Below are 12,798 nucleotides of genomic sequence, written 5' to 3'. Positions count from 1 at the left end.
CGGCACATCCGGCTTTGGGTGCAGGGGACAACGAAGTGAGCTTGCTCTCTCTTCGCACTCATCGCGCGTAAACCGTGCTGCCCGCGGCTAAAACGGACACGGAAGGGGGTGCGAAACGGTGCGCACGATACTGGGACTCTGGCGCTGGCGGCGCAACCCCCTGCGCAGAGGGACGGATCTGATCGAGGCATGGGTCGCGCTGACGGCGGTGGGGCTGTTCGCGCTCGCCGCTCCGGTCGTCGGCTGGCTCTGCGGGAACGCCGTCGACGCGTCGCTGCGGGAGACGGTCCGGTTCCAGCACGAACACCGGCACCGGACGACCGCCATGGTCGTCGGCCGTTCCACCGAGCGCCATACCGTCCCGTTCGACGCCGAGTCGGCCGCGCAGCACGACACGAGCAGCAAGGTGATCGCCACCTGGCGGACGGTGGACGGCAGTTCCCGTACGGGCCTTGTCTCCGCGCCCTCGCGCAAGCCCCGGGCGGGCGACACCTTCGGCATCTGGGCCGACGAGCGCGGCAGACCGGTGAAGCCTCCGATGAACGCGGACAGCGCGCGCAGCCACGCCGTTCTTGTCGGTCTCGGCGCCGGTGTGCTGGCGGCCGGTCTGGTGGAGTGCGGCAGGCGGCTGATCGTATGGCGCCTGGTACAGCGGAGGTACGAGCACCTCGACCGGGCCTGGGCCAAAGCCGGCCCGGACTGGGGCCGCATGGGCGCGGGCAGCTAGCAGGCACCTGCCCTCCGATCAGGCCGCGCCGTGGCGAAGTCCCGTCCGAGAGCGGCCTCTCGCGTCAACTCGGAGGTGTCATGCGCGCTACGGTGGTGCCGCCCGGTCCGCCCTTGCGGCCGGGGTCCGGGGCCGGCGCCCGGGACGGCACAGCACGCGCACACGCACGAGGTGGGGGCACAACAGCGCCATGGCACAGGGCACGGTCCAGGTGACGCACTCCGGAACATCGCGTTGGCGGCGCCGCACGGGCGAGTACGCGTCCCTCGCCGCTGCCCTGGAGGCGGCCGGCGACGGCGACATCCTCACCGTCGCCCCCGGCACCTACCGGGAGAATCTCGTCGTGGCGCGCGCCGTCACGCTGCGCGGTCCCGAAGGCTCGGCCGGCTCCGTACGTATCGCGCCCGCCGACGGCGTCCCGCTGACCGTCCGTGCCTCCGCCACCATCCAGGACCTCCTCGTGGAGGGCCAGGACGCGACATCGCCCGCGCTGCTCGTCGAGGACGGCGCGCCCGAGCTGACGGAGCTGCGGATCGTGACCCGCTCGGCGGCCGGCATAGAGGTACGCGGCGCGGCGCGGCCCACCGTGCGCCGCTGCACCGTCGACAACCCGGCCGGTGTCGGTATCGGCGTACTCGACGGCGCGGGCGGAGTGTTCGAGGAGTGCGAGGTCGTCGCGGCCGGACAGTCCGGTGTCTCGGTGCGCGGCGGCGCGCATCCCCGGCTGGAGCGCTGCCGTATCCACCACGCCTCGGGCGCGGGCCTGTCCATCACCGGCGAGGGCAGCGGGATGGAGGCGATCGGCTGCGAGGTGTACGAGATCAAGGGCACCGGTGTGCAGGTGACGTCCCGCGCCGCCGCTCATCTCACCGACTCCTCCGTGCACCGCACCTCGGCCGACGGGATAACCCTCGACACCGACGCCGTGCTCACCCTCTCCGACTGCGACATCCATGACATCCCGGAGAACGCGGTCGATCTGCGCTCCCGCTCGGTGCTGACACTGACCCGCTCCACGGTGCGCCGCTTCGGCCGCAACGGCCTCTCCGTCTGGGACCCGGGCACCCGTGTGGACGCCAACCAGTGCGAGATCCACGACAGTACGGGCGACTATCCGGCCGTCTGGGTCAGCGACGGGGCGACCGTCGTCCTCGACTCCTGCCGGGTGCACGACGTGCCCGACGCGCTCTTCGTCCTCGACCGCGGCTCGCGTGCCGATGTCGTCGACAGCGACATCTCCCAGGTGCGGAACACGGCGGTGTCGGTGAGCGACGGCGCGACCGCGCAGCTCGACGACTGCCGGATCAGGGAGGCCTCCACCGGCGCCTGGTTCCGTGACCACGGCAGCGGCGGCACGCTCAACTCCTGCACCATCGACTCCGTACAGACCGGTGTCATCGTCACCAAGGGCGCCGATCCCACCATCGAGCGCTGTACGGTCACCTCGTCCGCCGAGGCCGGTTTCTATGTCTCCGCCGAGGGCCGCGGCACCTTCCACAACTGCCGGGTGACGGGCGGCGGCGGCTACGGCTTCCATGTGATGGACGGCTGCCGTACGACGCTCACGCGGTGCCGTACGGAACGGTGCGCGCGCGGCGGTTACGAGTTCGCCGAGAACGGCCCGACCGCCGAGGACTGCACCAGCGACGAGAGCGGCGTACTGGCTCCGTCGTCCGAGCCGCCCACCGTGCTGACCGCGACACAGACCACCGGGCTGCTCGGCGCGGTCCCCGCGCAGAGCGCCGCCTCGTCCACGGCCGCGACCGCACAGGACGCCGTCCCGGGCACCGCGCCCGCGCGCTCCTCGGAGGAAGTCCTCGGCGAACTCGACGCGCTGGTCGGTCTCGACAGCGTCAAGCGGGAGGTCCGTGCGCTGACCGACATGATCGAGGTCGGTCGGCGGCGCAAGGAGGCGGGCCTCAAGGCCGCGTCGGTCCGCCGCCATCTCGTCTTCACGGGCTCTCCCGGCACCGGCAAGACGACGGTGGCCCGGCTGTACGGCGAGATCCTGCACTCCCTCGGAGTGCTGGAGCGCGGCCATCTCGTGGAGGTCTCCCGGGTGGACCTGGTCGGCGAGCACATCGGCTCCACGGCGATCCGTACGCAGGAGGCCTTCGACCGGGCGCGCGGCGGAGTGCTCTTCATCGACGAGGCGTACGCCCTCTCTCCCGAGGACTCCGGGCGGGACTTCGGCAAGGAAGCGATCGACACGCTGGTGAAGCTGATGGAGGACCACCGGGACGCGGTCGTGGTGATCGTCGCCGGGTACACGGCCGAGATGGAGCGCTTCCTGACGGTCAACCCGGGCGTGGCGTCGCGGTTCTCACGGACCATCACCTTCAGCGACTACGAGCCCGACGAGCTGCTGCGGATCGTGCGGCAGCAGTCGGAGGAGCAGGAGTACCGGCTGGGCGACGGTACGGCCGAGGCACTCGTCAAGTACTTCACGGCGCTGCCCAAGGGGCCCGCCTTCGGCAACGGCCGTACCGCACGCCAGACGTTCGAGTCGATGGTGGAGCGGCACGCGGGCCGGGTCGCCCAGCTGCCGGAGACCAGCACGGACGATCTGACGCTGCTCTACGCGGACGATCTGCCCGAACTGCCCTGAGCGCCCTGACTGCCCTGGCTGCCTGAGCCCGTCCTGGCCCTGAGCGCCGCTCCCCTGCTCGCGCCCTTGCCTGCTCACTCCCTTGCCTGCTCACTCCCTTGCTTGTCGGGCTGCTCGCTGCTGCGGCACCACCGGCGGAGGCAGCCGGTCGAGCAGCGCGGCCCGTTCCGCCGCGAAGTCCGGATCCGCCTGGTAGTCGGAGTGTCCGAGGACCGGCTCAGGCAGCGGATGCAGCGCCGTACGGCCATAGGCGAGCGGATCCTTCAGAGGTCCCAGGTCCACCTCGGGACGGTCGCCCTCGGCGGGCACCAGGACCGGTCCGCCGATCGGATCGGTGGCCCGCCACAGATTGCGCCAGCAGTGCACTTCCCTGCTCAGATCGCTCAGCGGTCCCGCGCCGAAGTACGCCGGGAACCAGCGGCCGTACAGCCGCTCCAGCGGTGACCCGTACGTCAGCAGCGCCACCCGGTGGCGCGTGGCGGCGGGAAGCTGCCAGACGGCCGCCGCGGCCAGCACGCTGCCCTGCGAGTGGCCCGAGAGGACGAGCCGGCCGCCGGTACGCGCGGTCCAGGAGGTGATCCGCCAGGTGAGGTCGGGCACGGCGCGCTCGGCGTAGCAGGGCGGTGCGAAGGGATGGGCCGCGCGCGGCCAGAAGGTGCCCACGTCCCAGAGGATGCCGATGGTGCGCCGGGCGGAGGCGTCACGGTAGGCGCGGCGGCCCCAGGTGACGAAGAGGATGAAACCGAGGCCGACGAGCCAGGAGCCCAGCGCCTGCGCGGTGTCGGCCACGGACTCCACGAAGGAGTCGGCGCCCTTCGCGGCCTGGCCCGGCACCTCGCCGCTCAGCCAGGATCCGGCGATCGCGGCGGAGCCGAGCAGCAGGGAGGCGCCGGAGATCAGACCGACCAGCCAGGGCGCGGCGTCGGTGAGCATGGCCCTGGCGCGGGCGCCCGCCACCTGCTGGGTACGGATGGAGTCCGCGGTCACCTTGTCGTACTCCGACTCGACGACGTCCGCCAGCTCACGGGTGGTGCGTACGGTACGTACGGCGAGGACGGCGGCCGGGACCAGCAGCAGGGCGAGCAGAACGGGAATGACCGAGGCCTGCCAGCTCAGCAGCACCGGCGGACCGGCGATCGCGCCTCCGCCCATCCCCGGTGTGGCGTCCCCGTCGAGCCAGTCGGCGACACGCTGGGCGACTCCGCCGGTCATCACACCGCCCAGCCCGCAGGCGAGCATCGCGACGGCCGGTCCGCCGAGGCCGCGCATCGCGGTCCTCGGATGCGGTGCGCGGCGGTGGAGGACATGGGCGGTGACGGCGAGTGCGACGACCAGGGCGACCTGTGCGAGGGCGATCACCCGGAAGGTCATGTCGCCGGGCAGCACACCGGTGGAGATCCAGCCGGGCCTGGACCACGCGGCGTACACCATGGACAGGACGAGCAGGGCGAGCGCGCCGACGGGCAGCCGGCTGATCAGCATCCGGTCGAGCGTGGCATCGCGCCGGCGCTCGCTGCGGCCTCTGCTGCACACCGCCCAGAGCACCACGGCCGCGCAGACGAGAAGCGCCGCCTGGAGCAGCCGGCCCGGCACGGCCGTCGACGTACCGGCGGAGCCGCTGTCGTGCTCGGTGGCGGCCGTCGTCAGCGCGGCGGCGACGGTGAGGAAGCCGGCGGCGGTGTGCGCGGCACGGAGCCGGGCGACGAGCCGGCGGCCGTACCAGAATCCGGGACGGCCCATCGCGGGCCGTATCTTCACCGGGCCCTCACCGGGCGCGGGACGCCCGTCGGCCGCAGTGGTGGCCGTGGCGGTGGTGGGGTCATCGGCCGCGGCCGCGGCCGTGGCGGAGGCGGACGCTGACGGTGTGTCGGTGGGCGGGCGCTGGGCCTCGTACGCGCTCCATGTGCGGTTCGACAGATACCAGAGCAGTCCCACCAGCGCCGTCGGCACCAGCGAGGCGAGGGCGAGCCGACGGCCGGGCTGCGACCACCAGCCATGTCCCTCCGGCGACAGGAAGCCGAGCCAGGACCGCTCGGCGACACAGTCCGCCGAGCCCGCGCACTGCCACGCCGTCAGATCGAGCGCGACCTCGCAGGCGGCGGCGGTCAGCAGCACGGTGAGAGTGAGGGCGACCAGCCGTACGAGGACTCCGTACAGCCGCTGGAACTTGACCAGGCCCTTGGTGGCGGGCCGCATCCAGTGCGCGAGATTGACCACCATGAAGGGAAGCAGCAGGAGCCACAGCGCGCGTGAGCCGTTTCCCGAGGTGAGGTTGGACCAGCAGTACGCCTCGGGGACGGGCCGGTCGGCATGGCGCTCCGGATGCCGCTCCGCCTCCGCGTCGTCCCTGCGCCGGTAGACGGCGGCCGTCTCGTCACCGGTGATCCTGACCGTACGCGGATCGTCGAGCATCTTCTGCGGGGTGGCCCCGCCGACGCCATGGACCAGCAGTTCGAGCGCGGCTCCGCCGCTCTGCGGATCCGGAGTTTCTGAGGGCACTTCGATGGCTCGCTCTCGGAGTGAACAGGGTTCGGAGTGATCGGAGTGAATCCGGACCGGGAACGGCCCGCGCGACAAGAGGCACCAGAATCGCGGATCCCGGCCGTTGCCCGCGCGACTCTCACGGAATCTCCCCGGGGCCCGCCTCCGCCAACCCCCGGCGCGAGTGTCCGAACCCCGTGCGAGGATGAGGGACCCGTACCGATCGGACATCCTCGGCCATCGGGGACGGCGGGATACGGCATACGGCATACGGCATACGGCATCGGACGACAGCGGAACTGCAGCGAAACTCCAGCGACCATCTGGACGAGGACCAGGAAAGGAACGGCCAGGCGGTGAGTGACAGTCAGAACCTCCTCGCGGAGCAGCGCCGTGCCCTGATCCTGGACGAGGTGCGCCGGCGCGGCGGAGTCCGTGTGAACGAGCTGACGCGCAGGCTCAATGTCTCCGACATGACGGTGCGGCGGGACCTGGACGCGCTGGCCCGCCAGGGCGTCATCGAGAAGGTGCACGGTGGTGCGGTGCCGGTGGTCGAGGCGAGCACGCACGAGCCGGGATTCGAGGCGAAGTCGGCGCTGGAGCTGGCCGCCAAGGAGGACATCGCGCGGGCGGCGGCGGCCATGGTAGTGCCCGGGAGCGCGATCGCCCTGTCCGGCGGGACCACGACCTATGTGCTGGCCCACCATCTCGTGGACGTACCGGATCTGACGGTGGTGACCAACTCGATACGGGTCGCCGAGGTCTTCCACGCGGCGCAGCGCGCGGGCATGGCGGGCGGCGGGCATCCCGGAGCGGCGACGGTGGTGCTGACCGGCGGGGTGCGCACACCGTCGGACGCGCTGGTCGGCCCGGTGGCGGACCAGGCGATCCGCTCGCTCCACTTCGATGTGCTGTTCCTCGGCGTGCACGGCATCTCGGTGGAGGCCGGGCTGTCCACACCGAATCTCGGCGAGGCGGAGACCAACCGGCGGTTCATGCGGTCGGCGCGCCGGGTGGTGGCCATCGCCGATCACACCAAGTGGGGCACGGTGGGCCTGAGTTCCTTCGCGACGCTGGACCAGGTGGACACGTTGGTGACGGACGCGGGGCTGCCGCAGGAGGCTCGCGAGGAGCTCGCCGAGCTGCTCCCGGGCCTGGTGGTGGCGGGTGGGCCCGAGGACCTGATACCGCCGCAGGATGCCTGACCGCGCGCGCCCGGTATCTCGTGTGCGGCCGTGCCGTCAGCCGTTTGCTGTGTGACGGACCAGGGCATTCGTCCCGTGCCACGCACTAAAATGTCCGGTCCCATCATTCGACGCCGCCCAGGGATGTGCTGTCCATGGCCCGCCAACTCCATTCCGTGGAACTGGACTTCGCCGAGTCCGCGCCCGTACGTCTGGCGTACACGGGCCTGCTGAGCGCGCCGCCGGAAGCGGTCTACCGGGCGCTCGCCACCGAAACGGAGTCCTGGCCCGAGTGGTTCAGCGAGGTGACCGCCGCCACGCCCACGCCGGAGGGCCGTACGGTACGGCTCAAGGGCGGTGCCCGCTTCCGGGAGACGGTGCTGGCCGCCCAGCCCGATGTGCTCTACGCGTATCGCACCGACGAGACCGACGCACCCGGCGTACACGCCCTGTTGGAGGCATGGCGGCTGGCACCGGTGGGCAACGGCACCCGGGTGCGGTGGACCGTGGCCACGGATGGTACGGCGGTGTACCGCACCGTCCTACGGCTGGCCCGCCCGGCCATGGGCCGTACCTTCCGGCAGGCGGTGCGCGCCCTCGACCGGCGCCTCGCGAAGGCCTGAAGCCCTGTGGGCGTCAGGCGCTGTCCGGCCAGACTCCATCCGCCAGGAAGTGGTCCAGTGTGACCGTGTACGGAGCGATGTCCAGGCCCTGCCGGCCGAGCCAGGCGTCCGAGTAGTACTTGTCGAGATACCGGTCGCCGGGATCACAGAGCAAGGTCACCACACTGCCGTGGTGTCCCGCCGCGACCATCTCCGCCACGATCTTCAGCGCGCTCCACAGTCCCGTACCGGTGGAGCCGCCCGCCTTCCGTCCGATGGCCCGTTCCAGCGCGCGTACGGCGGCGATACTCGCCGCGTCCGGCACCTTCATCATCCGGTCGATGGCTCCCGGCACGAAGCTCGGTTCCATCCGGGGCCGGCCGATGCCCTCGATCCGGGAGCCGAGTTCGCTGCACGCCAGCGGATCGTTACGGGTCCAGCCGTCGAAGAAACACGAGTTCTCCGGGTCCGGGACACAGATCCGGGTGTCGTACTGCATGTAGTGCACATAGCGCGCGATGGTCGCCGAGGTGCCGCCGGTCCCGGCCGTGGCGACGATCCAGGCGGGCTCCGGATAGCGCTCCAACTTGAGCTGCTGGTAGATCGATTCGGCGATGTTGTTGTTGCCGCGCCAGTCCGTCGCGCGCTCCGCGTAGGTGAACTGGTCCATGTAGTGGCCGCCGGTCCTGGCGGCCAGGCCCGCGGACTCCTCGTACAGCTTCCGCGAGTCGTCGACGAAGTGGCAGCGCCCGCCGTGGAATTCGATCAGCCGGCACTTCTCGGCGCTGGTGGTACGCGGCATGACCGCGATGAACGGCACGCCGATCAACTTGGCGAAGTACGCCTCGGAGACCGCCGTCGAGCCGCTGGACGCCTCGATCACCGGCTTGCCGGGACGGATCCAGCCGTTGCACAGACCGTAGAGAAAGAGCGAGCGGGCGAGCCGGTGCTTGAGGCTGCCGGTCGGATGCGTCGACTCGTCCTTGAGATAGAGATCGATGCCCCACCGCTCGGGCAGCGGGAAGCGCAGCAGATGGGTGTCGGCGGAGCGGTTGGCGTCGGCCTGGACCTTCCGCACGGCTTCCTTGAGCCACGCGCGGTACTCGGCGTCGCTGCGGTCCACGTCGACGGTCGCCCTGACCTCACCGCCGCCCGCCGCCGTGACTCCGGCCGCTGTCCCACCGTCGGCCGCTGTCCTACCGCCCGCCACCGTCCTGCCGCCCGCCGTCGTCGTGGCCTCGGCCGCTCCCGTACCGTCCCGTTCTCCCGTGCTGTCCGGTCGCGTCATGTCCGTGGTCCTCGTCTCCTCGTCCCTCTCCTGAAGGTACCCCTACCACCTGCGCAAACGTCCGCTTTGGGCAGCCATAGCGATGCCTTGGAGACCCTGTGCGCAAGGCGGTCTGGTGTCCATGGGCATACTTGGGCAGACTGCCTGTGCGGGGTATGCACGGAGGGGGCTGAGGGCCATGGCTGAGCCGGAGTTCGACGCGCGCGGGGTACGGATAGAACGGTGGCCGCGGTCGCTCACCAAGGCAGGCCAAGTCCTCATCCAGGACGGCAGACTGGCTCTGCTGACCAGCTACGGCCGGGTGATCGACAGCGCGCCGCTGCGGGCCGTACGGGCGGCGAGGCCCTGGTTCGCGGGCCGTGGCAGCACGGTCGCCACCGTGAACGGGATCCGCTACCGGCTGACCATGGGCCAGCGCGATCACAGACCCGACGCGTCGGCGCTGGCCGTGCGGTTCATGGAGGCCGTGAGCCGGGCGAGCCACAAAAACACATGACCTGCCCGCGGAGCGCCTGAACCGCCGCGCACACATGGCCCGCGGCAGAGCGTCCGACCTACCGCGGAAGACGCGATCAGCCTTTGATCCGCCGCGAGTTGCGAAGCCGGGTCCCCTGGTTCACTCTGGTCTCACATCACTCAGGGTGAACCGGCGGTAACACTGCGATCCAGCCCCGCCGGGCCGGGAACAGCGGCGAGCCAGCGAGCGCGCTGCCGGACCCGTTCCTTCGTCGTCTTCCGGACCTCATTTCGGGGAGTCGCAGCCGTGATCAGCCAGCCCCGCAGGCATTGCACGGTGGAGCTCCAGGCCCTGCCGTCGCGGATCGGTCAGGTCCGCAGAATCATCTCCGCACAATTGCGTTCTTGGCATCTCGATCCTTTGATCGACCAAGCGGCACTCGGCGTCACCGAGCTGCTGACCAACGTCCACCGCCACGCGCAGCCCGACAAGCTGTGCACCGTCGATATCGAGCTGCTGCTCGAACGCCTCATGGTCTCGGTCAGTGACCACGACCCCCGGATACCGACGGTCAACCGTGCCAATCCCTTCGACACAGGCGGTCGCGGTCTCGCACTGATCGCGGCCGTGAGCGAGAGCTGGGGCGTGCGCGCCCGAGGCGATACGGGCAAGAGCATCTGGTTCACGCTTCCCGCGCCGCCGGCCGCACTCTCCCAGGCATTGAGTCCGGTGTACGGAGCGACGACCGACGGTCCCTTCCCGGACTTCGAGTTCGGCACTCTGGCCGGCGAGCACAGGGCCGCCACGGTCCGGTCGGTCATGGTGAGCTGACCGCGCATGGTGAGCTGACCGCGCGCGACCGTGGCTACTCCGTGGCGATGGCGCGCAGTACGTCCAGGCGCGCGGCCCTGCGCGCGGGCCGCCGGCCCGCGATCGCACCGGCCGTCAGCCCGACCACGGCGATCACTACCAGTTGAACCGGCGGTACGGCGAAGGCGAAGGGCGTGTCCCCGGCGCCCTCGGACGCCTTGACGATCACCCAGCCGAGCAGCCCGCCCAGAGCCAGTCCGCCGGCCGTACCGAACGCGGCGACCAGCACCGATTCCCAGCGCACCATGGCCCGGAGCTGGGCCCTGGTCTGGCCGACGGCCCGGAGCAGACCGAGTTCCCTGGTCCGCTCGTGGACCGCGAGCGTCAGGGTGTTGGCGATCCCGAGCAGGGCGATCACCACGGCGAGGGCGAGCAGCGCGTAGACGAGAGTCAGCATCATGTCGATGGCTCCCGCCGCGGTACGCGCGTACTCGTCACGCGTCTGCACCTCCGGGTTTCCGTACGCCTCCGCCGCCTTCTCGACCGCCGCCGTGCCGGTGGCGGCGGACACGCCGTCCCGGAAGGTGACGGAGACCAGGGTGTCGGAGTCCTGCGCGCGGTGCGGCGCCCAGGCGGCCCGGGTGATGACATAGTCGCCCGCCAGTTCCGACCGCCCGTAGACGGCACGGACGGTGACGGTCTCCTTCTTCCCGTCGGTGAAGGCGAGTTCGGCACTGCCGCCGAGCCGCAGGCCACGCTTGTCCGCCTCGGTGTCCGAGACGGCGATCCCGTCCGTACCGAGACCGGTGAGCGAGCCCTGTACGGAGCCCAGATCGAAGCCCTCGGCAAGCGCGACCGGATCGGTGACGGTCAGCGCACGGCCCTGCCCGTCGACCTCGGCCACTCCTCTGCCGAGACCGACGGCGACGGCCACCTCGGGCAGCTTCGCGAGGGCCGGGGCCAGCCGGGGGCTCAGCCCGCTGCCTCCGCCGCCGAAGGCGGGCGCGCTCACCGCGAGATCCCCGGCGAAGGAGCGGTCCACCGTGCGGTCCATGGTGGCCTTCAGCGAGGCGCCGAAGACCGTGAACAGCGAGACGACGGCGACACCGATCATCAGCGCGGTGGCGGTCGCGGCGGTGCGCTTGGGGCTACGCAGCGCGTTGCGCCTGGCCAGCCCGCCCGACACGCCTCGGAGCCGGTCCAGCGGCCCGCCCAGGATCCGTACCGCGTACGAGGACGCCACCGGGCCGAGCACCACGAACGAGACCAGGGCCAGCACCGCGCCCGTACCGGCGAGCAGCAGTGACGGCGTGGCGAGGACTCCGGTGAGGATGGCGCCCGCACTCACCGCGCCCAGAGCCGTTCCGGTGACAGCGCGCGTCCGGGAGCCACCCGAATGGTCCACCGCGGTCTCGCGCAGCGCGGCCAGCGGAGCGGTGCGCCCGGCCCGTACGGCGGGAAGCAGCGCGGATCCCAGACAGACGACGACACCGACGGCGAGAGGCAGCAGCATGGAGAGCGCCCCGATCACCAGAGGGCCTTCGGGGAACGGGAATCCGATGGCCGGGAACAGCGCCTGAAGGCCCGCCGCGATCCCGAGGCCGGCGAGCAGTCCGGCGGCGGACGCGGCCAGCGCGACGACGGCCGCCTCGGCGAGCGTCGAGCCGACGATCTGGCCGCGCGAGGCGCCGAGTGCGCGCAGCAGGGCGCTCTCACGGGTGCGCTGGGCGACGACGATGGCGAACGTGTTGTGGATGGAGAAGGTGGCGACGAGCAGCACGATGCCGGAGAAGACCAGCAGCAATGTGGTGAAGAGACCGAGGAACTGACCGGAGATCATGTCCTGGTTCTCGTCGGCGGACTCCTGTCCCGTGATCGCTTCGACGCCGGGCGGCAGGACGGGAGTGAGCGCGTCGACCAGTTCCCGCTGGCTGACTCCGGGTCCCGCGCGCACCTGGATGCTCGCGGCCCTGCCCGGCTCGGGAGTGAGGTACTTCTCGGCGTCGGCCCGCGTCATACCGGTATAGGTGACCTGGGCCATGCCGTCCTCGCCGGCGAAGGTGGCCAGGCCGACGACGGTCACCTCGACCGGATCCGGAGTGCGCAGTACGGTCCTGTCGCCGATCCTCAGTCCGCCGGCCTCGGCGCCGCCGCGGTTGACGACGACCTCGCCGGTCCTGGCGGGCACGCGCCCTTCGGCGAGGCGGTACGGGTTGAGTTCCTGGTCGTCGATCCAGTTGCCGGCGACGGTGGGCGGGCCCTGGCCGCCGATGGGCTCGCCGTTCGCGCCGACGAGCTGTCCGGCACCCTCGATCCTGGGCGCGACGGCGGCAACCGCGGGTGTCCGCCCGATACGGGCGATCAGCGCGGTGTCCACCGGCTCTCTGCTGCCCTGGCCCTCGCCCGGGACGGTGACCACATTGGAGCTGCGGACGACGGCGTCGGTGCCGCCCGCGGCCTCGCCGAACATGGTGCCGAAGCTGCCGCGCAGCGTGTCGCCCATGACGAGAGTGCCGGTCAGAAAGGCGACACCGAGCAGAACGGCGGTGAAGGTGCCCGCGAAGCGCCGCTTGTGGGCGCGGAGCGAGTTACGGCTGATACGGAGTGAGGCGCGGGTCCCGCTCATGTGGTCGGCCCTTTG

Annotated in this window: 9 protein-coding genes; 6 read left to right on the top strand and 3 right to left on the bottom strand. The window is 71.3% G+C overall.

What is annotated here, in order from left to right:
* Nucleotides 1–118: 118 nt before the first annotated feature.
* Together ACFV6H_RS16960 and ACFV6H_RS16955 are read left to right on the top strand one after the other, a co-directional pair.
* Nucleotides 119–727 (top strand): hypothetical protein, encoded by a 609-nt coding sequence (locus ACFV6H_RS16960; protein WP_384978071.1) that lies wholly within the window; start codon nt 119–121, stop codon nt 725–727.
* A gap of 190 nt (nt 728–917) precedes the next feature.
* Complete coding sequence (locus tag ACFV6H_RS16955) at nt 918–3,335, top strand: right-handed parallel beta-helix repeat-containing protein (RefSeq protein WP_385542335.1); 2,418 nt, start codon at nt 918–920, stop codon at nt 3,333–3,335.
* Between the two features lie 90 nt (nt 3,336–3,425).
* Here the strand turns inward: ACFV6H_RS16955 and ACFV6H_RS16950 are convergent, their stop codons facing one another.
* Complete coding sequence (locus ACFV6H_RS16950; protein ID WP_385542569.1) at nt 3,426–5,840, bottom strand: hypothetical protein; 2,415 nt, start codon at nt 5,838–5,840, stop codon at nt 3,426–3,428.
* Nucleotides 5,841–6,172: 332 nt separating this feature from the next.
* Between ACFV6H_RS16950 and ACFV6H_RS16945 the strand changes: the two genes are divergently transcribed.
* Nucleotides 6,173–7,021 carry a DeoR/GlpR family DNA-binding transcription regulator gene (locus tag ACFV6H_RS16945; RefSeq protein WP_384785705.1) on the top strand — a complete coding sequence of 283 codons (849 nt, stop codon included), beginning with the start codon at nt 6,173–6,175 and terminating at the stop codon, nt 7,019–7,021.
* Between the two features lie 134 nt (nt 7,022–7,155).
* On the top strand, nt 7,156–7,623 hold the full coding sequence (locus tag ACFV6H_RS16940; RefSeq protein ID WP_385542333.1) for an SRPBCC family protein: 468 nt from the start codon (nt 7,156–7,158) through the stop codon (nt 7,621–7,623).
* A 13-nt stretch (nt 7,624–7,636) separates the two neighbouring features.
* Here ACFV6H_RS16940 and ACFV6H_RS16935 read toward each other — a convergent pair whose 3' ends face one another.
* Nucleotides 7,637–8,890, bottom strand: coding sequence for a PLP-dependent cysteine synthase family protein (locus tag ACFV6H_RS16935; RefSeq protein ID WP_385542331.1), 1,254 nt, complete (start codon nt 8,888–8,890; stop codon nt 7,637–7,639).
* A gap of 178 nt (nt 8,891–9,068) precedes the next feature.
* Here ACFV6H_RS16935 and ACFV6H_RS16930 point away from each other — a divergent pair, with 178 nt between their 5' ends.
* Nucleotides 9,069–9,386: a hypothetical protein gene (locus ACFV6H_RS16930; RefSeq protein ID WP_093594388.1), complete on the top strand. Its 318-nt coding sequence runs from the start codon at nt 9,069–9,071 to the stop codon at nt 9,384–9,386.
* Between the two features lie 267 nt (nt 9,387–9,653).
* Nucleotides 9,654–10,178 carry an ATP-binding protein gene (locus tag ACFV6H_RS16925; protein WP_176732501.1) on the top strand — a complete coding sequence of 175 codons (525 nt, stop codon included), beginning with the start codon at nt 9,654–9,656 and terminating at the stop codon, nt 10,176–10,178.
* Nucleotides 10,179–10,212: 34 nt separating this feature from the next.
* Here ACFV6H_RS16925 and ACFV6H_RS16920 read toward each other — a convergent pair whose 3' ends face one another.
* Nucleotides 10,213–12,783 carry an ABC transporter permease gene (locus ACFV6H_RS16920; RefSeq protein WP_385542329.1) on the bottom strand — a complete coding sequence of 857 codons (2,571 nt, stop codon included), beginning with the start codon at nt 12,781–12,783 and terminating at the stop codon, nt 10,213–10,215.
* Nucleotides 12,784–12,798: the final 15 nt, after the last annotated feature.

It is taken from the genome of Streptomyces sp. NPDC059743, from assembly GCF_042732975.1.
GTDB lineage: Bacteria > Actinomycetota > Actinomycetes > Streptomycetales > Streptomycetaceae > Streptomyces.
The sequence above is the reverse complement of the archived record's forward strand: the minus strand, read 5'-3'. Positions and strand labels throughout refer to the sequence as shown.

Bases quoted from the DNA above. Each gene is read 5' to 3' on its own strand.
- ACFV6H_RS16955 (WP_385542335.1), top strand. From the start codon at position 918: ATGGCACAGGGCACGGTCCAGGTGACGCACTCCGGAACATCGCGTTGG.
- ACFV6H_RS16920 (WP_385542329.1), bottom strand. From the start codon at position 12,783: ATGAGCGGGACCCGCGCCTCACTCCGTATCAGCCGTAACTCGCTCCGC.
- ACFV6H_RS16940 (WP_385542333.1), top strand. From the start codon at position 7,156: ATGGCCCGCCAACTCCATTCCGTGGAACTGGACTTCGCCGAGTCCGCG.
- ACFV6H_RS16930 (WP_093594388.1), top strand. From the start codon at position 9,069: ATGGCTGAGCCGGAGTTCGACGCGCGCGGGGTACGGATAGAACGGTGG.
- ACFV6H_RS16935 (WP_385542331.1), bottom strand. From the start codon at position 8,890: ATGACGCGACCGGACAGCACGGGAGAACGGGACGGTACGGGAGCGGCC.